19 protein-coding genes, 1 other RNA gene and 4 pseudogenes are annotated in these 26207 nt (G+C 40.0%); 11 read left to right on the top strand and 13 right to left on the bottom strand.

The window, feature by feature from the left end; translation table 11 throughout:
* Window positions 1-318: 318 nt before the first annotated feature.
* From pnp to tadA, 4 genes are all read left to right on the top strand, one after another.
* Window positions 319-2448, top strand: coding sequence for a polyribonucleotide nucleotidyltransferase (pnp, locus tag EXH44_RS01020; protein ID WP_162855889.1), 2130 nt, complete (start codon window positions 319-321; stop codon window positions 2446-2448).
* A 101-nt stretch (window positions 2449-2549) separates the two neighbouring features.
* Entirely contained in the window at window positions 2550-3479 is a 930-nt protein-coding gene (gene nlpI / locus EXH44_RS01015) for a lipoprotein NlpI (RefSeq protein ID WP_162855888.1), read from the top strand.
* A gap of 310 nt (window positions 3480-3789) precedes the next feature.
* Complete coding sequence (locus EXH44_RS01010) at window positions 3790-5628, top strand: DEAD/DEAH box helicase (protein WP_162855887.1); 1839 nt, start codon at window positions 3790-3792, stop codon at window positions 5626-5628.
* A 132-nt stretch (window positions 5629-5760) separates the two neighbouring features.
* The gene (gene tadA, locus EXH44_RS01005) at window positions 5761-6291 is read left to right on the top strand and encodes a tRNA adenosine(34) deaminase TadA (RefSeq protein ID WP_162855886.1); all 531 of its coding nucleotides are present in this window, start codon (window positions 5761-5763) and stop codon (window positions 6289-6291) included.
* A 6-nt stretch (window positions 6292-6297) separates the two neighbouring features.
* On the opposite strand, the gene priC is transcribed toward tadA, so the two are convergent.
* Window positions 6298-6810, bottom strand: a complete 513-nt coding sequence (gene priC / locus EXH44_RS01000; RefSeq protein ID WP_162855885.1) for a primosomal replication protein PriC — start codon at window positions 6808-6810, stop codon at window positions 6298-6300.
* A gap of 464 nt (window positions 6811-7274) precedes the next feature.
* On the opposite strand from priC, the gene EXH44_RS00995 reads away from it, so the two are divergent.
* The 4 genes from EXH44_RS00995 to cmoB all read left to right on the top strand — a co-directional run bounded on the left by EXH44_RS00995 (window position 7275) and on the right by cmoB (window position 11556).
* Window positions 7275-8339 carry a porin gene (locus EXH44_RS00995; protein ID WP_162855884.1) on the top strand — a complete coding sequence of 355 codons (1065 nt, stop codon included), beginning with the start codon at window positions 7275-7277 and terminating at the stop codon, window positions 8337-8339.
* A gap of 663 nt (window positions 8340-9002) precedes the next feature.
* An RNA gene (gene ffs, locus EXH44_RS00990) (signal recognition particle sRNA small type) lies at window positions 9003-9100 on the top strand.
* A 122-nt stretch (window positions 9101-9222) separates the two neighbouring features.
* The gene (locus EXH44_RS00985) at window positions 9223-10089 is read left to right on the top strand and encodes an acyl-CoA thioesterase (protein ID WP_162855883.1); all 867 of its coding nucleotides are present in this window, start codon (window positions 9223-9225) and stop codon (window positions 10087-10089) included.
* Between the two features lie 504 nt (window positions 10090-10593).
* Entirely contained in the window at window positions 10594-11556 is a 963-nt protein-coding gene (gene cmoB, locus EXH44_RS00980; RefSeq protein WP_162855882.1) for a tRNA 5-methoxyuridine(34)/uridine 5-oxyacetic acid(34) synthase CmoB, read from the top strand.
* 334 nt (window positions 11557-11890) lie between these two features.
* Here the strand turns inward: cmoB and EXH44_RS00975 are convergent, their stop codons facing one another.
* The 3 genes from EXH44_RS00975 to EXH44_RS00965 form a co-directional block, all read right to left on the bottom strand.
* A complete protein-coding gene (locus EXH44_RS00975; protein WP_021112578.1) occupies window positions 11891-12757 on the bottom strand; it encodes a tyrosine-type recombinase/integrase in 867 nt (288 codons plus the stop codon).
* Window positions 12758-12784: 27 nt separating this feature from the next.
* Window positions 12785-14710: a MobH family relaxase gene (mobH, locus tag EXH44_RS00970; RefSeq protein WP_021112557.1), complete on the bottom strand. Its 1926-nt coding sequence runs from the start codon at window positions 14708-14710 to the stop codon at window positions 12785-12787.
* A gap of 770 nt (window positions 14711-15480) precedes the next feature.
* On the bottom strand, window positions 15481-16380 hold the full coding sequence (locus EXH44_RS00965) for a tyrosine-type recombinase/integrase (RefSeq protein WP_021112548.1): 900 nt from the start codon (window positions 16378-16380) through the stop codon (window positions 15481-15483).
* A 161-nt stretch (window positions 16381-16541) separates the two neighbouring features.
* On the opposite strand from EXH44_RS00965, the gene EXH44_RS00960 reads away from it, so the two are divergent.
* Window positions 16542-16976 carry a DNA-binding protein gene (locus EXH44_RS00960; RefSeq protein ID WP_042905715.1) on the top strand — a complete coding sequence of 145 codons (435 nt, stop codon included), beginning with the start codon at window positions 16542-16544 and terminating at the stop codon, window positions 16974-16976.
* Here the strand turns inward: EXH44_RS00960 and EXH44_RS00955 are convergent.
* From EXH44_RS00955 to EXH44_RS00920, 6 genes and pseudogenes are all read right to left on the bottom strand, one after another.
* Window positions 16966-17277: a helix-turn-helix domain-containing protein gene (locus EXH44_RS00955; RefSeq protein ID WP_052157455.1), complete on the bottom strand. Its 312-nt coding sequence runs from the start codon at window positions 17275-17277 to the stop codon at window positions 16966-16968. The two genes, EXH44_RS00960 and EXH44_RS00955, sit on opposite strands and share 11 nt — an antisense overlap.
* 331 nt (window positions 17278-17608) lie before the next feature.
* Window positions 17609-18485: pseudogene (locus EXH44_RS00950) on the bottom strand (IS30 family transposase).
* Between the two features lie 193 nt (window positions 18486-18678).
* Complete coding sequence (gene aadA1 / locus EXH44_RS00935; protein WP_001206316.1) at window positions 18679-19470, bottom strand: ANT(3'')-Ia family aminoglycoside nucleotidyltransferase AadA1; 792 nt, start codon at window positions 19468-19470, stop codon at window positions 18679-18681.
* A gap of 72 nt (window positions 19471-19542) precedes the next feature.
* A pseudogene (gene estX / locus EXH44_RS00930) lies at window positions 19543-20319 on the bottom strand (macrolide esterase EstX); the annotation flags it as partial.
* A 195-nt stretch (window positions 20320-20514) separates the two neighbouring features.
* Window positions 20515-21489 (bottom strand): IS30-like element ISApl1 family transposase, encoded by a 975-nt coding sequence (locus EXH44_RS00925; RefSeq protein WP_162855879.1) that lies wholly within the window; start codon window positions 21487-21489, stop codon window positions 20515-20517.
* A 180-nt stretch (window positions 21490-21669) separates the two neighbouring features.
* Window positions 21670-22680: a hypothetical protein gene (locus EXH44_RS00920; RefSeq protein ID WP_021112546.1), complete on the bottom strand. Its 1011-nt coding sequence runs from the start codon at window positions 22678-22680 to the stop codon at window positions 21670-21672.
* A gap of 40 nt (window positions 22681-22720) precedes the next feature.
* On the opposite strand from EXH44_RS00920, the gene EXH44_RS00915 reads away from it, so the two are divergent.
* Window positions 22721-23443: a C45 family autoproteolytic acyltransferase/hydrolase gene (locus EXH44_RS00915; RefSeq protein WP_021112540.1), complete on the top strand. Its 723-nt coding sequence runs from the start codon at window positions 22721-22723 to the stop codon at window positions 23441-23443.
* Between the two features lie 153 nt (window positions 23444-23596).
* On the opposite strand, the gene aph(3')-Ia is transcribed toward EXH44_RS00915, so the two are convergent.
* Window positions 23597-24412 (bottom strand): aminoglycoside O-phosphotransferase APH(3')-Ia, encoded by an 816-nt coding sequence (gene aph(3')-Ia, locus EXH44_RS00910; RefSeq protein ID WP_000018321.1) that lies wholly within the window; start codon window positions 24410-24412, stop codon window positions 23597-23599.
* A gap of 136 nt (window positions 24413-24548) precedes the next feature.
* On the opposite strand from aph(3')-Ia, the pseudogene EXH44_RS11095 reads away from it, so the two are divergent.
* A pseudogene (locus EXH44_RS11095) lies at window positions 24549-24650 on the top strand (IS5/IS1182 family transposase); the annotation flags it as partial.
* Between the two features lie 97 nt (window positions 24651-24747).
* On the opposite strand, the gene EXH44_RS00900 reads toward EXH44_RS11095, so the two are convergent.
* Together EXH44_RS00900 and EXH44_RS00895 are read right to left on the bottom strand one after the other, a co-directional pair.
* Complete coding sequence (locus EXH44_RS00900; RefSeq protein ID WP_000480968.1) at window positions 24748-25584, bottom strand: aminoglycoside O-phosphotransferase APH(6)-Id; 837 nt, start codon at window positions 25582-25584, stop codon at window positions 24748-24750.
* Window positions 25584-26186, bottom strand: a pseudogene (locus EXH44_RS00895) (APH(3'') family aminoglycoside O-phosphotransferase); the annotation flags it as partial. The gene EXH44_RS00900 and the pseudogene EXH44_RS00895, both read right to left, overlap by 1 nt.
* Between the last annotated feature and the right edge of the window lie 21 nt (window positions 26187-26207).

Genomic DNA, 26207 nt, shown 5'->3' with positions numbered 1-26207 from the left:
AATAACTAATTTTTAAAGAAATGTAAATGTTTTTGTTTGTGTTTGTTATAGGTAAAAAGTGTCAGCATGTTTTCTAGGGAGATAGTCGATATTTAATTTTTACAAGCGGTCACTTTGCGTAAATTTCTTACAAATTCCGAAATAACAGGCGATTTTTCAGAAAATCTCTGTATAATAGTCAAGTTTTATTTCTTCGCATTTAATAAGGCGGCTATCAAAAGTAATCTTGATGGAAGATAAGATTACTTTTGCTAGTCGCAATTTTTAGGAAATAAAACCAACAATAAACCATTCCAAAAAATTCAAAGGAACATAACAATGACTCCAATCGTCAAACAATTTAAATACGGTCAACATACCGTAACATTAGAAACAGGCGCAATCGCTCGTCAAGCGACAGCTGCTGTGATGGCAAGCATGGACGACACCACTGTTTTCGTAACAGTAGTAGCAAAAAAAGACGTGAAAGAAGGTCAAGACTTCTTCCCATTAACTGTAGATTATCAAGAGCGTACTTACGCAGCAGGTCGAATCCCTGGTGGTTTCTTTAAACGTGAAGGCCGCCCGTCTGAAGGCGAAACCTTAATCGCTCGTTTAATTGACCGTCCAGTTCGTCCACTTTTCCCTGAAGGTTTCTTCAACGAAATTCAAGTGATTGCAACAGTGGTTTCTGTTAACCCACAAATCAGCCCAGATTTAGTAGCGATGATCGGTGCTTCAGCTGCATTATCTTTATCTGGTGTGCCTTTCAACGGTCCAATCGGTGCGGCTCGTGTTGGTTTCATTGATAACCAATTCGTCCTAAACCCAACAATGTCTGAGCAACGTTTAAGCCGTTTAGATTTAGTGGTTGCAGGTACAGACAAAGCGGTATTAATGGTTGAATCTGAAGCAGATATTTTAACTGAAGAACAGATGTTAGCTGCGGTGGTGTTTGGTCACGAACAGCAACAAGTGGTGATTGAAAACATCAAAGAATTCGTGAAAGAAGCGGGCAAACCACGTTGGGATTGGGTTGCTCCGGAACCAAATACAGACTTAATCAATAAAGTTAAAGCGTTAGCAGAAGCACGTATTGGCGACGCTTACCGTATTACTGAAAAACAAGCACGTTACGAACAAATTGACGCAATCAAAGCAGAGGTTATCTCAACATTAACTGCTGAAGATGAAACCGTATCTGAAGGCAAAATCATTGACATCATCACTGCATTAGAAAGCCAAATCGTACGTAGTCGTATTATCGCAGGTGAACCACGTATTGATGGTCGTACCGTTGATACCGTTCGTGCATTAGACATTTGCACAGGCGTTTTACCACGTACGCACGGTTCAGCGTTGTTTACCCGTGGTGAAACACAGGCATTAGCAGTTGCAACATTAGGTACAGAGCGTGATGCACAAATCATTGATGAATTAACAGGCGAAAAATCAGATCGCTTCTTATTCCACTACAACTTCCCTCCATATTCAGTAGGCGAAACAGGTCGTATCGGTTCGCCGAAACGTCGTGAAATTGGTCACGGTCGTTTAGCGAAACGTGGTGTGTTAGCTGTCATGCCAAGCGCGGAAGAGTTCCCGTATGTTGTGCGTGTGGTTTCTGAAATTACCGAATCAAACGGTTCTTCTTCAATGGCTTCTGTGTGTGGTGCTTCTCTTGCGTTAATGGACGCTGGTGTGCCAATCAAAGCGGCTGTTGCTGGTATCGCAATGGGCTTAGTAAAAGAAGAAGAGAAATTTGTGGTACTTTCAGACATCTTAGGTGATGAAGACCACTTAGGCGATATGGACTTTAAAGTAGCGGGTACCCGTGAAGGTGTGACTGCATTACAAATGGACATCAAAATTGAAGGGATTACCCCTGAAATTATGCGTATCGCATTAAATCAAGCAAAAGGTGCACGTATGCACATTTTAGGCGTGATGGAACAAGCGATCCCAGCACCTCGTGCTGAAATTTCTGACTTCGCGCCTCGTATTCATACCATGAAGATCGATCCGAAGAAAATCAAAGATGTGATCGGTAAAGGCGGTGCGACAATTCGTGCATTAACTGAAGAAACTGGCACATCAATTGACATTGATGATGACGGTACCGTGAAAATTGCAGCAACAGACAACAATGCAGCAAAACGTGTGATGGAACGTATCGAAGAGATCGTTGCAGAAGTCGAAGTCAATGCGATTTACAAAGGTAAAGTCACTCGTGTAGTTGATTTCGGTGCATTCGTATCTATCCTTGGTGGAAAAGAAGGCTTAGTGCATATTTCTCAAATCACTGACGCTCGTGTAGAACGTGTGGCAGACTACTTATCTGTAGGCCAAGAAGTCCAAGTGAAAGTGGTAGAAATCGACCGTCAAGGTCGTATCCGTTTAACTATGAAAGAGTTAAATGGTGAATCTTCAACATCAGAAGTTGTTGAAGAAATTCAAGAACTTGCGGAATAATTTCATTCGGGGTACAGACGCTGTACCCCTCAATATGACGCAATTTAATTTTCGCTAGATATTTTTATCTCAAATCAAAATTTCACCTAAGGTTTTATTAAATGCAGCAACGTATTAAGTTGTTTAATTTTCGTTTTTACTTACTTAATTTTCTTGCATTACTCTTTTTGACGGGGTGTGTTAATCGTGCCTCTGATATTATTGCGCCAGAAAAATTGCCTCTTGCAGAGTTAAACCCACAGCTTCGTTTTGAACAAGAGGTGATGGTTGTTCGTTTAACTCAGGTATTACAAGAAGCAAAATTAAGTCAGGCAGAACGAGCAGAATTACTCTTTGAAAGAGGCGTAATTTATGATAGCTTAGGACTTTGGTCTTTAGCTCGCTATGACTTTACACAGGCTGTAGAATATAATCCTAAAATGGCAGCAGCTTATAACTATTTAGGTTTATATTTGTTGCTTGAAGATGATTACGATAGCGCAATCGATGCGTTTAATGCCGTATTAGAATTAGACCCTAATTATGACTATACTCGTTTAAATCGTGGCTTAGCGTTCTATTATAGTGGTCGTTATTCTGAAGCAGAGCGTGATCTTCAAAAATTCTATGAAGCAGATAAGACAGATCCTTATCGCGCTTTATGGTTATATTTCAATGAGTTAGAAATTGATTCTATAGATGCTAAACAAAAATTAGTCGAACGCTCAAAAAGCTTATCGAAAGATTTTTGGGGAACAAACATTGTTTCTTACTTCTTAGGAGAATTTACTCTTGAACAACTTCGTTTAAAAATGAATGCACAAGCTGAAGCAAATACTGCCACTTATGCAGAAATTTTAACCGAAACTTATTTTTATCTTGCAAAACAAACACTCAAAATGAATCAAGTTGCGGAAGCTGTGAGTTTCTTCCGTCTCGCAATTGCAAATCAGGTGTATAACTTTGTTGAGTATCGTTTTGCGTTGTTTGAATTAGCTCAATTAAGAGCGAAACAAACACAAACAGATCCCGTTGTTGTTGGGAAAAATTAGGACGACTCAAGCGGTATGATTTGTAAAATTTTTTGCAAATCTCACCGCTTACACTGTGTGACAAGTTATATAAGGCATTGATTTGCTTTCTATTTATTTTTCTTACCTAAAAAGCTCAACAATATAATTTTTATTCTATGTTCACTTCCCCTCTCCCGTTTACGGGAGAGGGAGGAGCAAATCTGTAAGATTTGCGGAGGGAGAGGGCATCACCCTCTCTCTGCTCAAAATAGCCTTATGCTATTTTGAGCTGTCTCTCCCCCGTAAACGTGGGAGAGTAAAGTGAACTTCCATTCTATTTTGGAATTTTATGACTGAAACAACTTTAACTTTTGCCGACTTAGGCTTACCACAATCTATCCTTAACGCTGTCACTGAAATGGGCTATGTAACTCCATCTCCAATTCAGCAAGCTTGTATCCCACATCTTTTAAATGGTCGTGATGTACTGGGTATGGCACAAACGGGGAGTGGTAAAACAGCGGCATTCTCTTTACCTTTATTAGCCCAAATCGATCCAGAACAACGCCATCCTCAAATGTTAGTCATGGCGCCAACCCGTGAATTAGCCATTCAAGTGGCTGATGCTTGTGAGCAATTTAGCAAAAATATGAAAGGCATTCGCACGGTCACGATTTACGGCGGTCAGCGTTACGATATTCAAATTCGTGCATTAAAAAACGGTGCGCAAGTTGTGGTGGGAACCCCTGGGCGTATTCTTGACCATATTCGTCGTGGCACCTTAGATCTTTCTATGTTGAAAGCGATTGTACTAGATGAAGCGGACGAAATGTTACGTATGGGCTTTATCGAAGATGTGGAAACGGTCATGGCGGAACTGCCTGAAGATCACCAAACGGCACTTTTCTCAGCAACGATGCCAGAGCCAATTCGCCGTATTACCAAGCGTTTTATGAAAGATCCGCAAGAAGTTAAAATTCAAGCAACCCAACGTTCTGCACCAGATATTGCACAAAGCTACTGGTTAGTGAACGGCTTCCGTAAAAATGATGCGTTATTGCGTTTCTTAGAAGTGGAAGAATTTGATGCGGCGATTATCTTTACACGTACTAAAACGGGCACCATTGATATTGCTGAACTCTGTGAACGTAATGGCTATCGTGCTGCCGCATTAAACGGCGATATGACCCAACAAGCGCGTGAGCAAGCATTGGACAAATTAAAATCAGGCCGTTTAGATGTGATTGTCGCAACAGATGTTGCTGCGCGTGGTATTGATATTGAACGTATCAGCCTAGTCGTAAACTACGACATTCCACTTGACGCAGAGTCTTATGTTCACCGTATCGGTCGTACTGGTCGCGCTGGGCGTTCAGGTCGTGCATTATTATTTGTAGAACCGCGCGAACGCCGTTTATTAAAAAATATTGAACATTTAATCAAAAAGCCAATTGATGAAGTGCCAGTACCAAATCACGAAATTTTAATGGAAAAACGCCGTGAGAAATTTAAAGCACGCATTTCATTACAATTAGAACATCACGATTTAGAGCTTTATCGTGAATTATTAGAAGATTTATTCACGGCAGACCAAGATCACGAAGAGTTAGCGGCAGCAATGATGATGATACTTCAAGAAAAACAAAAACTCATTCTTCCGCCAGATCCTGAAATTCGCCCAGCACGCGGTGAACGTGGAAAAGGCCGTGAAAATCCACGTTCTGCTGAACGTCGTGGCGGTCGTGAACATCGTGATAATAACGGTGTTGCAATGGATCTCTATCGTATTGAACTTGGTCGTGAAGATGGCGTTGAAGTACGTCACATTGTCGGAGCAATTGCTAACGAGGGCGATATTAACAGCCGTTATATTGGCCATATCAAACTTCATGACACATATTCGACCATTGAATTACCGCAAGGTATGCCGAAACATTTAGTTGAACACTTTGCCCATAAGGCACGTGTATTAAGCAAACCGATGCAGATGTCACTTTTAGGTTCAGCAGGTAGTGCAACTAATGCAACACCTTATGAAGATAAAGGCGGTAGAGGAAAAGGTCGAGGCGATCGTAACGAACGCGGCGGACGTGGTGGCAGAGATGGTCGTCGTGAAGAACGTGGCTTTAAAGACCGTAAAGAAGGTGGATTTAAAGAAAAACGTTTTAACGACCGTGGTCGTCGATAATCTGAAGTATTGACAAACCTCAAACAAATAACGTTATTGTAGGGACGCCACGCTTGGCGTCCTTTACAAAGACAAAGTTCGGTTTATGTTCACGGACGCCAAGCGTGGCGTCCCTACCATCTTAATTCAATTATGTTCATTCAACCCACCCAATCCCATTGCGATTTAACCTTAACCGAACAAGATTTTCACTTTATGCAATACGCCTTATCCCTTGCAGATAAAGCCGAAGCGGAAGGGGAAATTCCCGTTGGGGCTGTGTTAGTCGATAAAATGGGCAATATTATAGGGGAAGGGTGGAATCGTTCCATTATCTTATCTGATCCAACTGCTCACGCAGAAATTCAAGCAATCCGAATGGCAGGAGAGCAATTGCAAAATTATCGTTTATTAGATACAACGCTTTATGTCACCTTAGAGCCTTGCACCATGTGTGCCGGTGCGATTTTGCATAGTCGTATTGGGCGTTTAGTCTTTGGAGCGTCTGATTATAAAACAGGTGCTGTCGGCTCCCGTTTTCACTTTTTTGAAGACTATAAAATGAACCATTTTTTGCATATTCGAGGTGGCGTAATGGCTACGGAATGTAGCCAAAAAATCAGTGCGTTTTTTAGAAAAAGAAGGGGAGAGCAAAAACAACAAAAAGGCTTACAAGCGGTCTGATCTTGTCTAATTTTTGCAATTTTGGGTAATCAAATCTTCAATTGCATCAAGACATTTCTTTTTTCGATATTCTGTTTCTTCAATTTGTGCAAGATAGTAAGGGCGATCTACATCACTGGCTTGCTGGCTTTGTTCAATCAACCACGAAATTTTATCATTTAAAGCTCTTAACGCCTTTTGATATTCTTCCAATCGCTTTTCATAAGGAAGACGATGAATATTTTTCGGAAAGCGATAGCTTGAGCGAAATGTCTTGATATTTTGTTTATGTGTGATTTGGGTTTCAATGGCTTTTTGTAAGCTGTCAAATTGCTCGACAAGTCGTTGAGTTTGAAATGCAAGTAAATGACTATCCCTTTGCGTTTCAATTTGCTGACTGGTTGCTAAAATTTCTTGAATAAATTGCACTACACGACCTTGATTGAAAGAAAAACAAGGGTGTGAAATGTTGATATTTTGCTCTGAAAAGGCTAAAAAGGGCGCCAGTTTTTGTTGTATCTGTTCGGTAAATCTTGTCATTTTTCATCTCTTTTTCTTTTTTCTTATTATAAATTAAGCATTAAAGGATTACTAATCTTAAATTTTTGTATAAAAAAACGGCTTAGGCTCAATTAAATTGTAAAATTGTGAATTAGTTCACATAAATTTTTAAAATAAAAATTGAACTATTTTAAATACATGATTTGTCTTTATAATCAAATAGTTACGCTATTTTTCAATGTGGAGTAATGCTCAAAAAAAGCAAGGAAAAATACTCTCTTTGAAGTGTTGTTTTATATAACTGTATGATTTTAAATGAAAAAGTTATATTTAAAACCATAAAAAGAATATATTGACACGATCATCCAAATTTGCCATTATTCGCCCGCAATCAGCATTTACCCAAACTTACATTACGGATGTAAATGTCAGATACGGAGAATTACTCTTTTACCTTAACGAGAGTAATTTTAGCTAAACTAAAAATATTTAAGGTGAACATTATGAAAAAAACACTAGTAGCATTAGCAGTAACAGCATTCGCAGCTTCAGCATCAGCGGTAACTGTGTATGAGAATGAAGGTTCAAAAATCGATTTTGATGGTTCTCTTCGTTTAAAATTAGATAAAAACTGGACTAAAGTATCAGGCGAGAAATCACAAGCTGGTCACACAGGTTTAGGTAATGATGGTTCACGTTTTGGTGTACGTGCTAAACACCAAATTGCTGAAGATTTCTACGCATTAGGTCGTTTAGAATTTCGTTTCGATAGTAATGTAAAAACATCAGATAAATTTGGTGATTTAAATACTAAACGTGCTTATGTGGGTTTAGGTAGCAAACAATATGGTGAATTAACATTCGGTCGTCAAATTACTATCGCAGATGATATTGCACAAGTTGGTTTCGACTATGTATATGGTGCATTTGATAACAACTTAACAACAGCGGGTAACTCTGTTGTTCGTTATGACTACAAAGGCATTGATGGTTTACAAGTTGGTGTGAACTATAACTTCGGTACTGAATATAATAAAGATAAAGATGGTAACTTTACCGATATTGCTAAAGGTAAAACTAAAAATGGTTATGGTGCAGGTGTAGTATATTCATTTGCTCCAGCAGAAGGTCAATCTGCAACGGTAGCAGCAGGTTACACACGTGATAACTATGTAACTGAAGCAAATGGTCGTCATTATAAAGATGCATGGGCAGTAGGTTTCAAATATGGTATTAATCAATTAACTGCAGGTTTCGATGTAGCTGGCGATTATACTAAAAACCGTCCAAAAAATGAAGATATTCGCCACTTAGGATTCCGCGTAGGTGCGAAATATCAAGTGACTCCAGCAGTATCTATCTATGGTAACTACGGTCACGGTCAACAAAAAGTTAAAACTACTTCAACTGAAACAACTAACTATGATCGTTTCATGTTAGGTACAGACTACCAATTACATAAAAATGTGTTAACTTACTTAGAAGGTGCAATTACAACAGCTAAAGTTAAAGGTGGTGACAAAACTACTAATAGCGGTGTTACTGTAGGTTTACGCGTATTCTGGTAATCAAACCATAGCTTATTAAGCTGATAAAGACCAGCAACTTCGGTTGCTGGTTTTTGTTTTTGTGGAAAGTGTAATTGAAAATTTCCCTCTCTCCCGCTTGCGGGAGAGAGACAGCTCAAAATAGCGAAGGCTATTTTAAGCAGAGAGAGGGCTTTCGGAGATAAAAAAAGGACTACAAGCGGTCAGATTTCAGAAAAACTTTGCGAAACCCTCTCCCTCCGCAAATTCTGGAGAATTTGCTCCACCCTCTCCCGCAAGCGGGCGAGGGGATTTTACTTCAACATTTTACGATAATCCCTCTCCCACAAGCGGACGAGGGGAATGGTACTTCAACGTTTTGAAATACATTACTCTCTCCCGCTTGCGGGAGAGAGACAGCTCAAAATAGCGTAAGGCTATTTTGAGCAGAGAGAGGGCTTTCGGAGATAAAAAAGGACTACAAGCGGTTAGATTTTTGAAAAACTTTGCGAAGCCCTCCCTCTGCAAATTCTGGCGAATTTGCTCCACCCAATACTCGCTACGCTTGCTAGCTTTAGAGGGGGAGTGTTTTAATAGCATCTTTTTAAGACGATCAACCCGCTTACATTGTTTTTTGCTTGTATTACGAGAACAGCCACACTATAATTAGAACCCTTACACAATCTGTGTAATCCTATGAGAGCACTTCTGGTTTCTCGCAATAGCGTTCGGTTTACTTGGTCAGGTTCGGAAGAAAGCAGCCAAAATTGAAATGTCTGTGTGCCGAGAGTTGGCTGGAAGTGCTCTCACCCTTTTGGTTACACCTATTTGCAAAAAATTTAACATATCCGACCGCTTGTTGTTGTCTTTCCTTTTGTCTATCTTTCTTTTACACTGACATAAAATCATTGAAAGAGGAAGCATCATGTCACAAGCATTAAATCGATTAATTCAACTCCTAACTTTAGAGCATTTAGACGATAATTTATTTCGTGGAGAATGTGAAGATGATGGCTTACCGCAAGTATTTGGCGGACAAGTCGTTGCTCAGGCACTATCGGCAAGTATGAATGTGGTTGATGAAAGCCGTCATCTACATTCCTGCCATTGCTATTTTTTACGTGCAGGAGATGTTCATTACCCTATTATTTATGAAACAGAGATACTACGAGAGGGCAATAGTTTTACGGTGGTATCAATTAATGCAAAACAGCACAATGAAATTATTTGTCGAGTAATGGCTTCTTTTCAGGTTAAAGAGAAAGGATTTGAGTATCAGGTTCACTCTCCTGTTGCGGAGCGACCAGATTCATTAGTTTCAGAAAATGCGTTAATTTCATCTCTCGCAATGATGTTGCCTTCGCCGATGAAAGAAAAATTTCAAAAAGAGCGAGCATTTGATGTGCGTTTAAAATATGCTAATAACCCTTTTAAGGGTGAAAAATTACCCTCAGAGCAGTTAGTATGGGCAAAAACTAACGGTCTTGTACCAAAGGATAATCGCTTGCAACAATGTTTGCTAGCGTATTTTACCGATTTTCATTGTATCCTCACTATGCTACAGCCACATGAACGAGGATTTCTTCAACAGGGATTAAAAGTTGCAACGTTGGACCATAGTATTTGGTTTCATCGTGATGTGGATTTAAGTGATTGGACTCGTTTTCAATTAGATACGCCAAATGCATCGGGATCTAGAGGGCTTGCAAGAGGGCAGGTTTTTGACCTAGCAGGCAATTTGGTCGCAAGTTATCAACAAGAAGGGTTAATTCGCGATCAACATCAAAATTAAAAAAATGTGAATTAATATAATTTTTTCTTGATTTATTTTTTTTTTTTTTAGAATCTGGAAGTTTTTCATCGTAATCATGGAAAACAGTCAAATTACTTAATTAAAAATTTTATTCAAAAACTTTTTGCCTAAGCAGGATGTTTAGGCATTTTTCTTTCTCATTTAAATCCTCAATTTAATTTAAACTTCCATACATTTATTTCTTATTTTTCATAATATGATTAATTTATCTCCTATTATTACGTCTATTATGATTTATTTATTACTAAATTGGCTTAAAAATAAACTAAATGTAAATAAAACTTTTTAAGTTCTTGATTTTTATGCTTGATTTATTTTTTTTAGAATGGATAAGTTTGTCGTGAGTCATCTCGACAAACAATCAGATAATATTAAACATTTTATTCATAATACCTTTTGCCTAAGCAGGACTGCTTAGGCTTTTTTGATCTCATCACAAATTTCCTTTAAAATCGTATAAGTTTATTCTTTATTTTTTATAATATGATTGATTTTCGTCCTTTTTATCAGCAAATTGCGACTAGTCGTCTTTCAGACTGGCTAGATACCTTACCTTTACAACTCAAACAATGGGAAAAACAGACACATGGCGATTATGCTAAATGGGTTAAAACCATTGAACATTTACCAAATTTGTCTGCAACATTAAATTTATCCAATAAAGTTGAATCAATTTCTACACAGCCGTTAAGTGTAGGAGAAACACAACGTTTAGTTCACCACTTAAAGCAGTTGATGCCTTGGCGAAAAGGCCCTTACCATTTACATGGTATTCATATTGATTGTGAATGGCGATCAGACTTTAAATGGGACAGAGTGTTGCCACATCTTTCGCCTTTAAAAGATCGTATTATTTTAGATGTAGGCTGTGGTAGTGGTTATCATATGTGGCGTATGGTGGGGGAAGGAGCAAAAATGGTAGTGGGAATTGACCCAACAGAGCTGTTTTTGTGTCAGTTTGAAGCAGTACGTAAGCTACTTAATAATGACCGTAGAGCGAATTTAATTCCTTTGGGAATTGAGCAGATGCAACCACTGCACGCATTTGATACAGTATTTTCAATGGGAGTACTTTATCACCGTAAATCGCCACTAGATCACCTTTCTCAGCTGAAAAATCAGTTAGTCAAAGGGGGAGAGTTGGTGTTAGAAACATTAGTGATTGATGGTGACGTGAATGATGTGCTTGTTCCAGCCGATCGTTATGCAAAAATGAAAAATGTTTACTTTATTCCTTCCGTGCCAGCATTGATTAATTGGTTAGAAAAAGTAGGCTTTAAAAATATTCGCTGTGTAGATGAAGCTGTCACGACATTAGATGAGCAACGTAAAACAGAGTGGCTTGAGAATGAGTCATTAATTGATTTCTTAGACCCACAAGATCATTCAAAAACCCTAGAAGGCTATCCTGCTCCAAAACGTGCAGTGATTATTGCGAATAGTTAATCTAATCTTTTCACTATTTGTAAAACGATTCTGAAGGCACTTATTCTTATTAAGTGCCCGAAGGATATTATTTGTTTATAATAAAAAATCCCCTGTCTTTCGACAAGGGATTAAAATGTGGTGCCAGTGGTCGGACTCGAACCGACACGCTTTATGGGCGGCGGATTTTGAATCCGCTGTGTAATCATCGTCTTTGCACAAAAAACTCAAAGAATAAAGGAATAAATCCTGCTCCCAACAACAGTATGAAGAGCAGGATTTATTCTACTTCTTTCTGTTTTCTTGTAAAGTCTAGAAATAGATTTTTGTGTAAAATTTACAGAAGATCACATTTTTATAGAGAATCTACACAATTTCGGATCATTTCACAATTATATTCTATATAGCTTAATGTTACTTTTATGTCACTATGCCCTAATAACTGTTTAACATTGTATACATTGTCTACATTTTTCATTAGTTTGGTTGCTATTGTATGCCTGAAACGATGGCTAGAAATAGGGAAACCAACATTTTTTGAAATGACTTTAGTTAAATGACTAATTTGATCCCTAGTTGTTTTTTTATGCCTACTTCTTGTATGAGATGATACGAGATTTAGGTTAAATAATTGATCTGCTTGTGTTGCATTTCTTTGACGCAATTCAAAAATAAGCCTATTTAAATAAGGTAACAGTTTTCTCGAAATCGGGATTTCATGGTAATTATGATTTTTATTGATATGAGATGAAATCTTTATGATCTTATTATCTAAATCAATATCCCCTATTGTAAGCTGAATAAGCTGACTTCGCCTCATACCTGTATATCTTAATGTTTGGATCAGTGCTAAGCTAAACCAGTTAGGTTGTAATATTTCAGGAAGCTCTCTACTATTGGATAAAAAGTCGATAATACGGATAACTTGGTCATCAGTTAATGTTTTCTTTTTAACCCTATCCTCAGTAATAAACACTTTGGAAAATGGATTCTTTTCTAGAGATAAAAATCCATTTTCTATACCAAAATTATAAACACTTCTCAGATGCCTTGCATACCCATTCCAAGTTATTGGTTTGGCTGTTTGTAAAACCTTATTTCTCCAGTTAATGACAAACTCTATTGTGACATCGTTTGGATTCACCCCTGGGTAGGTTTTTTCTAGTAGGTTGAATATCTTGCGATATCCCAATTCAGTATAAGGACGTAATTTTTTGTACAAAAAAATTTTCTAACAATTGATGGAAGGTCATTGTAAATCTCCTTGTAATTTTAACCACTGATTATTTAACAATATCTTATCTCCAATAAACAATTTCACATCTTCAATCAGATATCCATTTAAAAATGATTGTTTATTAGGACCAACAATAGAACAAGTCCAAATATTTCTGCTATCGTCACTTGTATGCTGACGTTTATGTACGCCTAAATTTTGGAATTGCTTTTGTAGTAACTCCCAAGATTTTTTATCTGTAGAATTAGCTACTTCCTTTAAATATAGCTGAAATATACTTGGAGTAACAAGAAATATATGCTTTTCTACAATATGTAATTTAGCATTTGGTCTATTGATGACCAGTCTTCCAGAAAGAACCCCTGCCTTAACCCACTGTATGAACTTCTGAGCATCTATGCTGTGTTCATTGTAAATTTTAGGACTATCTTGAGTAAGTTGAGCGACATCGCCTAAGTATTTTTGTTCTGAGGTAGTAATTTGTGTACTGTTTTCTTGAGTAATATTTACAGTTTCATTGAAAGCAGGCTCATAAATATTGGAATCCTGTAGAACTCTCTCAGTAACTGGAGAAAACATATCAAGTACATAATCTATTTCCATAGATTCATTTGATTTATGAAAATTTTCGCCACTTAATACTAAGTCATTTGATACAGTCTTTGTTGTGGTTATGAACTGTTCTTGTTCTTCATTTTGGACGACTAACTCTGATGTTTCAGTTTCTAGGGTTTCGGTTGGTTCAAACTTAAGAGCTGTGGCAGTTGTGACTTCACCTTTTTCATTAACAATATCAATTCGACCATCAAATACTTCGGGCCTATCATCTAAGTTATCCCAAATAATTTCTGGAGAAACTTTTAACAAAGTAAAAGGTTTTGGTGGAGCCCATCCAGCATTAGATATAACTCTACCATTCCAAATGGCAGTAGCATTATCTGTTTTTTGAATCAATCTATGAGTTTGTAATTCATCAAATATTTTTCCATTTTGAGCTGGAACTGATACTCCTTGTAACATTAAATATGAACGAATATTATCAGCTGTACTTTTGCTCATTAGCCATAAACCATCCTCTGTTAGCCATCCATCACAGCCCCCTTTAGGTGAATTAAGCTTAAATTTTTCCACTACATTTCTTAATGCTATGTGTAGTTGTTTCGCAAAAGATAATTTCGTTTTTTCAGATAATTTCGATGGATCACCGCCCAATGCCATGGTAACGCTAATTTGATCTGCTCTTTGTATAATTTCTGATAGAACTCCTGACTTATCAGGGTGTCCAGAAATGAAATACATTAAACTCGAAAAAGCTTGTGGAAAAGGAGCAACCCAGTCAAACGCTTCTTTAGGGATAAGATTATTTGCAAAGAAGCTGCCTAATATAGAGTGTAATGAATAGTCTCTATTTTTAATATATCGGAAATTATATGGTTGTGCAGGCTTACCTTGCCAAGGAAACCACCTTGCACCATTTTGTAGAATAATCTCAATATCTACAGCAATTTTGCCTATATCGTGTAATAATGCAGCATAAATTACAACTGCAGTCCATACGTCTCTTTGTTTCGCTTGTTCCTCGGGAGCTGAGTTCTGAGGTAAAATGTAGCTTTGTCTTAGTTTAGTTGCAATAGATATTACTTCAAGCCCGTGATCAAGCATTCCGCCTATATGAGAGTGATGATGAGATTCTGATGCTGGAAGAAGCTGAACTATTTCAGCATATTTTTCTATAGGAGTCTTATACAAAACATTGAACATTTGTGGCTCCATAGATACGTTCTGCCAAATAGTTTTTAGATACTGTTGACGTAAAGGAGACGAGAGTAATTTATTAGCAGATAAAGGCTCGTACCATCCTATAGATAATTGTTCCATTGATGTGTTTGTTGCTACTGATTTTGTTTTTTTTATAAGTGTTCTTAGAATCTTTATCATTATTTAACTTCCTTATAACTTTTAGATTATTAGAGCAATTTTTTAGAAGTGAAAAAATGATAAATTAATGAAACTATTTTATCATTTTCTTAAAATATATATTTAATCTACTATGAAGGATATACTATGATTAATTCCTCTCAATTAAAATCTAATCTCATTCAAACTCTAAAATTCTTTAAGTACCGATATGTTGAGAAAAAGGGGTTAGAAAACTACTTCAATCTTCGCCTTTCCAAGTGAATGTAAGAACGTTTTGGTTTAGGAAATAGGCACTTTTTTTTGGAAACATCTAAGTAGGCATTGTATTGAGTGGAGTTTCCGTAAAAGTCAGGGGATTCGTAGCTCTTTTGAAGGGAATGAACTTGCACAATTATTTAGTAAATTAAGTCATACACACATTTGGATACCTAACTCTAAAAAATCTCTAGAGGAAAATACAACACTATTCTCAAAATGTTGAATTTTATGTTTAATCTGTTGAGCTACTAGCATAACTATCCCATATCATAAAAAGTAATATAATTCATGCTATATTAGCATTTAAAAAATGAAATTAATTCTTTCTAGTTTTTTATAGGGAAAAAGCATTTAATATGAAGAAAATAAATGAGAATGTATGTAAAATAGCTATTAAATCGTTTTAGTATATAAGATTTATGTAAAAATATAGAATACTTTAGAACATCAATATTTACAAAGCTATAAAAATATAGAGATTTATAGGTGAATCTTTTAACTATTTTATTTAGAGAAAAATTCAATTTTAACTATAAGGAATTTACATGTTTTCTTAGCATTTCAGGATCATTATGAATATATGTTAACGTTACAGTAAGATCTTTATGCCCAAGTAATTGCTTTACTGCATAGATATCTCCAGATTGCTTTAAAACCTCTGTCGCTGTAGTATGTCGAAAGCGATGTGATGTTACTCTAAATCCTATAAATTTGGAAATATGGCGAAAAAAATGAACTAGTTGCCCTTCTGTCATATTCTTATTTCTTGATGTAGTGACTAGTGAAAAACGATTAATATTAAACAATTGCTCATCAGAAGTAACACTTCTAGCTCTTAATTCTAATATTAATCTTTTTAAATATGGGTATAATTTATCTGAAATTGGAATTTCATGGTGTTCATGATTTTTATTTGTTTCAGCTCTTATATTTATAATTTTACTTGTCATATCTATATCAGAGATTTTTAGCTGTAAGAGTTGAGATTGCCTAATAGCAGTATATCTCAAAGTGTAGATTAAGGCCTTGGTAAAATAAGCTGGTTGCAAATAATGTGGTAATTTTTCTTCATTTTCTAAAGAGATTTCTAAAAAATGAATCTGCCTCTCAGTTAATAGCTTTTTCTTTGGTTTATCAGGTCTTACCATAAGACCTTTAAATAAATTTTTAGGATACTCAAATAACTCATTATCTATAGCATAATTAAAAATGGCTTTAAGGTGTCTAACATAGCTATTCCAAGTAATTGGAGTCATTTTACCTAGACAGTGTTTTCGCCATTCTAACAAGTCAAATTTAGATAATTGTTCTGGTTCCTTGTTTGGATAAAATTTAATAATCTGTACTATTACATTTTGATAAGAGCGTCTAGTTGCAGGTCTGTGATTTCGCTCCAAGAAAAATAGACACAATAATTGCTCAAAACTCATATTACACCCCATAACTAAGTGGTCTTTAAATAACGGTAAATTTAATGTAGACTAAGGGAATATTCTTAGGTTAGACTTAATTCTTTAACTTAAATAAATCTATGTTTAAGTTAAATCAAAACAACTTTAACTTAAATGAAAGGTAAAGTCAATGAGGTAATATGAAAGAATGGTACACTCTTAAAGAGCTTTTGGCTGTTGGTGGACTCCCTTCCACTCCACAGGGTATAATCTTGTATGCTAAACGAGATAAGTGGCGTAGACGACGTGTCGCAGGAGTTAAAGGTAATATTTTTGAATACTATGTTTATGATATGCCAAAATCTGTACAATGTAGTTTAGGTGTGACCCAGGAGGCTTTATTACAGCAAGAGGTAATTGATGATATTCAAAAAGAAAATGAGAATTTCCTAAACAAAATACTCTCTGATATAAAGAATGTTTTAGTTAATAATGGGGTATCTAAAATTAGAGAGAATTCAAGTGTCACTAAAGAAGAGGAAGCTTTATTAAGTTATTATAGAAAGAGTTCAGAAAAGGATAAGACAATAATTCTTAATATGGCAGAAACAATATATAAAACATCTAACAATTAGACTTTAATTCTTTTATACCACCAAGTATAAAGTTTTTTATAGCACTAGAAGTTCTAATAGCTGTTAAGATGCTAATTTCATTTTCTGTAAGAATTATAGGGTTAGAATAACCTAGCAAGATATAGTTAATATCCACACCAATATTTTGAATCTTTAAAAGATAATCAATACGAGGTAGAGATATATTTTTTTCATACTTAAATTGAGCTTCTGCACTAATATTAATTAGTTTACTAAAATCCCGTTGAGAGAGCTTAAGTCTTAGTCTCTCAGTTTTGATACGCTCTCCTACAGTTGTCATACCCCTCCAAAAAAATAATCTGAAATATTTAGGCTAATTTACCCGAGAGAAACAAGTGGCTCTATAAAAAACTCTTTTTAGCTTTTAGAGAAATATTTTATCTACTATGCCTACTAATTCGACAATCTTTTGTCTAAAAATTGACATTTATCAATAATAATATTATCAGCTGGTTGTGTGGTTCAACTTTTTTGAGGGGTGAATAATGTTAAAACTAACTCTCCAATGACACATTCTCCCCATTCACAGCAACCATTTTATCTCCTTGTACCAAGATTTTATCTTTAGATATAGAGATATAAGCTCCTTTTGTTTTCAATACCTTGAATTGTCAAACCAAGTGCAACGATTTTTTGAAGTAAACTTCATAAGGTGTTTTCCAACCCAAACATTTACGCGGTCGTAAATTCAGTTTATTGACCACCTGTTGAATATCAACTTCGCTCCACTGATTGATGTCTTGGTGCTTCGGAAAGTATTCACGAAGTAACCCATTTGTATTTTCATTCGTTCCCCGTGTCCACGGTTGATGCGGCTCGGGGAAGTAAAATTCTACACCCAGTGCTTCTGTTACCAAACGATGTTGGGCAAATTCTTTACCACGGTCTGGCGTAATTGACCGCAATATATGTGAATCCAGCAATTCAATCATGGCTTTTTGGACTGCTTCGGCTTTTTTGGCAGGAATTTTCTTCACCAACTCAAAACGACTTTTGCGTTCCGTCAGCGTCAGCAAACAAGCTCCACCCGCTTTACCCAGTACGGTATCGGCTTCCCAATGTCCAAAGCGACTGCGATTTTGCGCCGAAATGGGACGGTCGTTCAAATGGTTGGATATCTGAATTTTGCCACGTTTTTCATGATGATTTTTTGTATGCCGTGTTTTGCCTTTTTTTCCAATTTTAATCGTGCGCTGATTTGTTCAGGCGACCAGTTTTGCGTCAAGAACTTTTCTTGCACCAAATTGAAATATTCAGGCTGCTCTAATTTGCGCTGTGCTTTGCTATTTTGACGATGCTTCAAATAGCTGTTTTGTGCGTTCGTTGCACTGTAGCTTTCTAGAGCGTGTCGTTTCAGCTCGCGAGAAATGGTGCTGGAGCTACGTCCAGTGCTTTGGCAATTTCTGCTTGTTTTTTGCCCTGTGCGAGTAAAATCATTATCTTTTCTCGCTCGTTTATTGTAAGATGTCGGTAGGAAGTACTCATCATTTGGAAGTGGTTTTTGTGTGGAAACAAAATTATATTCTAGTTGATGAGTACTTCTTTTTTGTTGCACTTGGATTGTAAATTCAGCAGCCATTTTACTCTCCGTTGTAGTTTATGGTTGATTCTCGATTGGTTGCCTAACGCTTGAGTTAAGCCGCGCCGCGAAGCGGCGTCGGCTTGAACGAATTGTTAGACATTATTTGCCGACTACCTTGGTGATCTCGCCTTTCACGTAGTGAACAAATTCTTCCAACTGATCTGCGCGCGAGGCCAAGCGATCTTCTTCTTGTCCAAGATAAGCCTGTCTAGCTTCAAGTATGACGGGCTGATACTGGGCCGGCAGGCGCTCCATTGCCCAGTCGGCAGCGACATCCTTCGGCGCGATTTTGCCGGTTACTGCGCTGTACCAAATGCGGGACAACGTAAGCACTACATTTCGCTCATCGCCAGCCCAGTCGGGCGGCGAGTTCCATAGCGTTAAGGTTTCATTTAGCGCCTCAAATAGATCCTGTTCAGGAACCGGATCAAAGAGTTCCTCCGCCGCTGGACCTACCAAGGCAACGCTATGTTCTCTTGCTTTTGTCAGCAAGATAGCCAGATCAATGTCGATCGTGGCTGGCTCGAAGATACCTGCAAGAATGTCATTGCGCTGCCATTCTCCAAATTGCAGTTCGCGCTTAGCTGGATAACGCCACGGAATGATGTCGTCGTGCACAACAATGGTGACTTCTACAGCGCGGAGAATCTCGCTCTCTCCAGGGGAAGCCGAAGTTTCCAAAAGGTCGTTGATCAAAGCTCGCCGCGTTGTTTCATCAAGCCTTACGGTCACCGTAACCAGCAAATCAATATCACTGTGTGGCTTCAGGCCGCCATCCACTGCGGAGCCGTACAAATGTACGGCCAGCAACGTCGGTTCGAGATGGCGCTCGATGACGCCAACTACCTCTGATAGTTGAGTCGATACTTCGGCGATCACCGCTTCCCTCATGATGTTTAACGCCGTTTGCCCCTTAATCGCCTGGATAATCCTCGGCCAGTCTTCATGATGCAACTCATGTCCCGTGCCTTCGAGTGTCAGCATTTTTGAACCACGAATCGCATCTTTCAGTGCCAACCCATGCACATAAGGAAGTACAGGATCCTCCGTGCCGTGAATGATCAAAGTTGGTACAGCTATCTCATTTAATCTCCCGAGCCATCTCTCGCCACCACCTAAAGTAGTGTGGTTGAATGTTGTCAGGATATTCGGAGTGCGATCAAAATTTAACTCAGCGATATTTTGTATCTTCTCAGCGTCAAAAGCATGCGCAGTACCTGAGTTGATTCGCCACGCTCCGACCTGATACGCGACGACAGCATCTCTATCAGACCAATCCAGCGATTCCGCCCGTTGGTGATACTCAATGATGGCAGGATCAAAAGCGGGCATATCAGGATCTGCATCTGCAAGCCGTTCTGAAGCAATCAGCGTCAAGCTCTTCACACGTTTCGGATACTTGAGAGCTACAAGCTGGGAAAGAAATCCCCCCAAAGACATGCCGACTAAATGAGCAGCTTCCAGACCATAACCATCAATGACGCGAACCACATCATCTGCTAATTCTTCAACGGAATATGGAGCTTGACCTGGCTCATAGCTTGTTGATTTCCCGGTATCACGGTGGTCGTACCGGATCACATAGCGACCCATTTTGGCTAGTTGGGAGCAAAACTCATCAGGCCACCACACCGCAGACGACATTGCCCCCATGATCAGGATAATGGGTTCATGGGCCGGGTCGCCGAATGATTCGGTATAGAGTGAAATCGCTTTATCAACAACTACCTTTTCTTTCATACTAAAATTGCCTTCGAGTTTTACGTACAACATTTGAATATCGCGCATGCGCGTTTTCCGCCTCATATTTCCCATCAAGATGTATTCGTAATTAATTAATATCCTTAGTGAAATTCCTGAATCCGAAGAAAGTCACAAGGACGCAAACGTGCATGCGCGATATACTTCTATCATTGCACGTTATCCCTTGAATTGTCAAACCAAGTGCAACGATTTTTTGAAGTAAACTTCATAAGGTGTTTTCCAACCTAAACATTTACGCGGTCGTAAATTCAGTTTATTGACCACCTGTTGAATATCAACTTCGCTCCACTGATTGATGTCTTGGTGCTTCGGAAAGTATTCACGAAGTAACCCATTTGTATTTTCATTCGTTCCCCGTGTCCACGGTTGATGCGGCTCGGGGAAGTAAAATTCTACACCCAGTGCTTCTGTTACCAAACGATGTTGGGCAAATTCTTTACCACGGTCTGGCGTAATTGACCGCAATATATGTGAATCCAGCAATTCAATCATGGCTTTTTGGACTGCTTCGGCTTTTTTGGCAGGAATTTTCTTCACCAACTCAAAACGACTTTTGCGTTCCGTCAGCGTCAGCAAACAAGCTCCACCCGCTTTACCCAGTACGGTATCGGCTTCCCAATGTCCAAAACGACTCCGATTTTGCGCCGAAATCGGACGGTCGTTCAAATGGTTGGATATCTGAATTTTGCCACGTTTTTCATGATGATTTTTTGTATGCCGTGTTTTGCCTTTGTGGCGTAGTTTACGACTGGCTTTGCGTTCTCCTATATCAAACAGCCCTGAATAAATACCACGATAAATGGTTGAATAACTGATTGATAAATTAGATTGTTCTAATTTCAATCGTGCGCTAATTTGTTCAGGCGACCAGTTTTCTGTCAGAAACTTTTCTTGCACCAAATGGAAATATTCAGGCTGCTCTAATTTGCGCTGTGCTTTGCTATTTTGACGATGCTTCAAATAGCTGTTTTGTGCGTTCGTTGCACTGTAGCTTTCTAGAGCGTGTCGTTTCAGCTCGCGAGAAATGGTGCTGGAGCTACGTCCCAGTGCTTTGGCAATTTCTGCTTGTTTTTTGCTCTGTGCGAGTAAAATCATTATCTTTTCTCGCTCGTTTATTGTAAGATGTCGGTAGGAAGTACTCATCATTTGGAAGTGGTTTTTGTGTGGAAACAAAATTATATTCTAGTTGATGAGTACTTCTTTTTTTGTTGCACTTGGATTGTAAATTCAGCTTTTTAATTTTTTAAAAAAGATTAAAATTTGTTCATCATGATAGTAGATTTGGTTTTGTGGTTCTTATGTTGTTTTTAGAAGACAAAAGAAAAATTAACGCCCTTTGCCCTTGTCTTGGTCGTGTTCTTGTTGTGGTGTTCTCGTTCTGATTTCATAGTCTTGTTGAATGCTATATGATTTCTTATCAGCACTTAGACTAAGTGTGTAGCCTTTGCCGACTTCAAGTTCGCCAATTCTGTGAAAAACAATGCCGTCCGTTGTTTCTTGTAGGCTCATCTTATCATCTGATTGGATAATCTTACCTCTGTAAGTTTGTCCTGCTCTTGCGTGTTTGTCTGCTCCGTGTTGTTTGGCAAGGTTATCCAGCTCCGCCAATTCGTTTAGCTTGATTGACAAAAACGCCTGTTTGCCCCTTTCGTGGTAACTAGGGTCATCTTTGGCTAGTTGTTCGTTAGCCTGTTTTCGGTGTTCGTCTGTAATGCCATTGGCTTTCATCTTGTCGTGTTGCTCTTTGACTGCGTTGTAAGCATTCAAGGCTTGTTGTTTATCTTGTCGCCATTTGTCTTTACCAAAGAATAACGGTTCATTGTCCCTTAGTTTTTCAAAGGTGGCTAGGATTGGTTTAGCCTTAGTTCTCAATGCTTTTAGCTGATTTTCTAGGATATTTTGGGCGATTTGCTCCAATCGGTCGTTAAATTCTCGCAAAAACTCCATAGTCTGCCGATACTGTTCTGATGACAATAGATTAGAATTTGCGTTATTTTGCGTTTTAGGCGTGTTTGTTGGTGTGGGTGCTACCTTACTACCATTTTTATTTTTGATAGGTCTTGTAGGCTCTATGAGAGCGTTTTCAGACGTTTTATTAGTTAATCTTTCGCCTGATTTTGATATTTGGCGATATTCTTGGCTAGAATTGCCTGAATATCCTGTCCGCTGTTCGTTGCTCGTTTGGCGACTTCCTGACGAAATTTCTCGTCCGTTGCCATTCTCTCGCTCGCTTTCGCTGACTTGTTCAACCACTCTTGAACCCAAGAGTTGTTTTGCTCGTTCATCTGATTTTTCCTGTGTCTGTGATTGTGTGGATTTTAAGGTTTGGTAAGCCAAAACTTGCTCGTTATACGCCAAGGAGGACACCCGGCGCAAGGTGCTGGTAGGCGCGTGGATACTCGGCAAGGTTGAAAGCGGCGAGTGGCCAGAACAGCGCCTGCTCGATGGGTTGGATAGCTACCTAGAGCGCGACCATGATCGGGCGCTGTTCGGACTGCCACCCAAGGGGTCGATTTGCGGCCACACCTTTGCGGTAAATGAAAAAGGTATCGTTAACACGGTGAATAACATCCGTGCAGTGTATCGTCCGCAGGGATTACCGCGTCAGATCCTGGCTCGCGCCTCGCTGAATGCGAACACCCTCGACGAGGCCATCACTATACTTACCGGCCAGCCGCGATCCGGGGCGTTTCACCATACGCTCGGGCAGCTGGGCGATGCGCGGCTGTTCAGCGTTGAGGCCACCGGTCAAGGCTGTTCCGTTCTACCCCTGACGACGGTAACCGGGCATGCCAACCATCTGGTGCATGCGGCACTGGCTGGCGTTGAGCAGATCGTTACCGACAGTTCAGCGTCGCGGCAGTTACGCCTCGTGCAGTGGCGGGAAACGCAACCTCCGTTTGACGCCGCGGCGGCAAAAACCATTCTCTCAGATACCCATGACGCAGAACTGCCAATTTACCGGCTGGCTGCCGACGATCCGGATGAGGAGAACACCCTCGCCACGGCAGTTTTCACCCTCGATGCCAACCACGTCAGGTGGCAAATTTTCGACATTAACCGCGACGATGCTAAATTTCATGGAGAAGTGCGTGGGTGAAATAGCCGGTCGTCAGTCATAAAGGGCAGGGGAGTACCGTTGGCCCGGCGTTCGATAGTACCGTCCGGATACTGCCAGATATCGGCGTCCAGGGAGATGTCCTGAAGCGCGGTGTCCGGAATTTCAGGTTTGTGTCTCTACAAAGACTAACTATCAGAAAAACTCATCGAGCATCAAATGAAACTGCAATTTATTCATATCAGGATTATCAATACCATATTTTTGAAAAAGCCGTTTCTGTAATGAAGGAGAAAATTCACCGAGGCAGTTCCATAGGATGGCAAGATCCTGGTATCGGTCTGCGATTCCGACTCGTCCAACATCAATACAACCTATTAATTTCCCCTCGTCAAAAATAAGGTTATCAAGTGAGAAATCACCATGAGTGACGACTGAATCCGGTGAGAATGGCAAAAGCTTATGCATTTCTTTCCAGACTTGTTCAACAGGCCAGCCATTACGCTCGTCATCAAAATCACTCGCATCAACCAAACCGTTATTCATTCGTGATTGCGCCTGAGCGAGACGAAATACGCGATCGCTGTTAAAAGGACAATTACTAACAGGAATCGAATGCAACCGGCGCAGGAACGCTGCCAGCGCATCAACAATATTTTCACCTGAATCAGGATATTCTTCTAATACCTGGAATGCTGTTTTCCCGGGGAGCGCAGTGGTGAGTAACCATGCATCATCAGGAGTACGGATAAAATGCTTGATGGTCGGAAGAGGCATAAATGCCGTCAGCCAGTTTAGTCTGACCATCTCATCTGTAACATCATTGGCAACGCTACCTTTGCCATGTTTCAGAAACAACTCTGGCGCATCGGGCTTCCCATACAATCGATAGATTGTCGCACCTGATTGCCCGACATTATCGCGAGCCCATTTATACCCATATAAATCAGCATCCAGGTTGGAATTTAATCGCGGCCTCGAGCAAGACGTTTCCCGTTGAATATGGCTCATAACACCCCTTGTATTACTGTTTATGTAAGCAGACAGTTTTATTGTTCATGATGATATATTTTTATCTTGTGCAATATAACATAAGAGATTTTGAGACACAACGTGGATTTGTTGAATAAATCGAACTTTTGCTGAGTTGAAGGATCAGATCACGCATCTTCCCGACAACGCAGACCGTTCCGTGGCAAAGCAAAAGTTCAAAATCACCAACTGGCCCACCTACAATAAAGGGGTCGTTTGCGGGAGAGGGCGAAATCCTACGCTAAGGCTTTGGCCAACGATATTCTCCGGTAAGATTGATGTGTTCCCAGGGGATAGGAGAAGTCGCTTGATATCTAGTATGACGTCTGTCGCACCTGCTTGATCGCGGCCGCGATAGCTAGATCGCGTTGCTCCTCTTCTCCATCCGCGTTCCAAGCTGCGGAAAGGCACCCATAAGCGTACGCCTGGTCGAGCAGGCGACGCGGATCGACGTCCAGCGCACGAGAGAATGCGTCCGCCATCTGTGCAATGCGTCTAGGATCGAGACAAAGGTCGTCTCTGTCAGCCGGATCGTAGAACATATTGGCGGCGCCAAAGCCCACTTCACCGACCAGACCGACGGGATCTATCACCAGCCAGCCGCGACTGGAGAACATGATGTTTTCATGATGCAGATCGCCATGTAGCCCACGCAGTTCCGAGGCATTGCTCATCATTTGATCGGCTATAATCGCCGCGTGGACGTAGTCAGTTTGACAACCTGCGTTTTGATCATCGCGCGCCCGCTGAAACAAAGCTGCAAAGCGATCCCGGATCGGGAGAAGGGCAGAAGGCAGGGGTTCCTCAGATGCGGCATACAGCTTCGCCATCAGTTCCGCTGCAATTTCGGTCGCCTGGTAGTCGCCGTGCTCGGCAACGATGTGAGAGAGCATTCGCTCCCCGGCATATTCGAGCAACATCAGATTGTTCTCACGACCGAGCAACCGGACTGCTCCCCTCCCATTGCGCCATACCAGATAGTCGGCCCCGCGCAGTTCATCAGCAATGTCTTCTATAGGTTTCAATCCCTTGACGATTGCAGGAGTCCCGTCTGGCAATGAAACTTTCCAAACGAGGCTGGAAAAGGTGTCCGCAATGAGAACAGGTTGCGAAACGTGCCAATGAGCAGGAAAAACAGGCGGCATGAACATCAACCCCAAGTCAGAGGGTCCAATCGCAGATAGAAGGCAAGGCGTTCGCGGTCGGGGGCTTCGATCCCCAATACATTGAATAGGACAGCGAAGGCGCGCTCTGCTTCATCTGGCGCTGCCCAGTTCTCTTCGGCGTTAGCAATCATGAGTGCCAAATCGGCATAGCGATCTGCTGTTCCGAGCCGCCCAAGGTCGATCAGACCCGTGCATTGAAGAGTTTTAGGGTCCACCATGAAGTTCGGCATGCAGGGATCACCATGGCAAACAACCATATCGGTGCGCTCTTGGTCGAGCCGCACCGGTAGCTCTCGTTCGACACGAGCCAAAAGATCGAGCTGCGGCGTACTCTTGTCCTCGTCCGGTAAGAAGTCGGGATTGACGGCATTGCGGGACACCACATCAACGGCGCGTCCGAACATTCGCGACAGCCTGCGCTCAAACGGACATTGATCAACCGATAGGCTGTGAACAGCGCCAAGTTGCTGCCCCATTGACGGCCACGCTTTGAGCAAATCCGCTCCAGACAGATCAGCCGCCGGTACTCCCGGAATTGCCGTTATCACCAAGCATGCACCCTCCTGTTCCTCCTGCCAGTTGATCACCACGAACCCGATTTCCTCGGG

This window comes from Actinobacillus indolicus (assembly GCF_004519515.1).
Lineage (GTDB): Bacteria > Pseudomonadota > Gammaproteobacteria > Enterobacterales > Pasteurellaceae > Glaesserella > Glaesserella indolica_A.
The sequence above is the reverse complement of the archived record's forward strand: the minus strand, read 5'-3'. Positions and strand labels throughout refer to the sequence as shown.

Coding starts and splice junctions, on each gene's coding strand:
- pnp (WP_162855889.1), top strand. CDS start 319: ATGACTCCAATCGTCAAACAATTTAAATACGGTCAACATACCGTAACA.
- nlpI (WP_162855888.1), top strand. CDS start 2,550: ATGCAGCAACGTATTAAGTTGTTTAATTTTCGTTTTTACTTACTTAAT.
- EXH44_RS01010 (WP_162855887.1), top strand. CDS start 3,790: ATGACTGAAACAACTTTAACTTTTGCCGACTTAGGCTTACCACAATCT.
- tadA (WP_162855886.1), top strand. CDS start 5,761: ATGTTCATTCAACCCACCCAATCCCATTGCGATTTAACCTTAACCGAA.
- priC (WP_162855885.1), bottom strand. CDS start 6,810: ATGACAAGATTTACCGAACAGATACAACAAAAACTGGCGCCCTTTTTA.
- EXH44_RS00995 (WP_162855884.1), top strand. CDS start 7,275: ATGAAAAAAACACTAGTAGCATTAGCAGTAACAGCATTCGCAGCTTCA.
- EXH44_RS00985 (WP_162855883.1), top strand. CDS start 9,223: ATGTCACAAGCATTAAATCGATTAATTCAACTCCTAACTTTAGAGCAT.
- cmoB (WP_162855882.1), top strand. CDS start 10,594: ATGATTGATTTTCGTCCTTTTTATCAGCAAATTGCGACTAGTCGTCTT.
- mobH (WP_021112557.1), bottom strand. CDS start 14,710: ATGATAAAGATTCTAAGAACACTTATAAAAAAAACAAAATCAGTAGCA.
- EXH44_RS00965 (WP_021112548.1), bottom strand. CDS start 16,380: ATGAGTTTTGAGCAATTATTGTGTCTATTTTTCTTGGAGCGAAATCAC.
- EXH44_RS00960 (WP_042905715.1), top strand. CDS start 16,542: ATGAAAGAATGGTACACTCTTAAAGAGCTTTTGGCTGTTGGTGGACTC.
- EXH44_RS00955 (WP_052157455.1), bottom strand. CDS start 17,277: ATGACAACTGTAGGAGAGCGTATCAAAACTGAGAGACTAAGACTTAAG.
- aadA1 (WP_001206316.1), bottom strand. CDS start 19,470: ATGAGGGAAGCGGTGATCGCCGAAGTATCGACTCAACTATCAGAGGTA.
- EXH44_RS00925 (WP_162855879.1), bottom strand. CDS start 21,489: ATGATGAGTACTTCCTACCGACATCTTACAATAAACGAGCGAGAAAAG.
- EXH44_RS00900 (WP_000480968.1), bottom strand. CDS start 25,584: ATGTTCATGCCGCCTGTTTTTCCTGCTCATTGGCACGTTTCGCAACCT.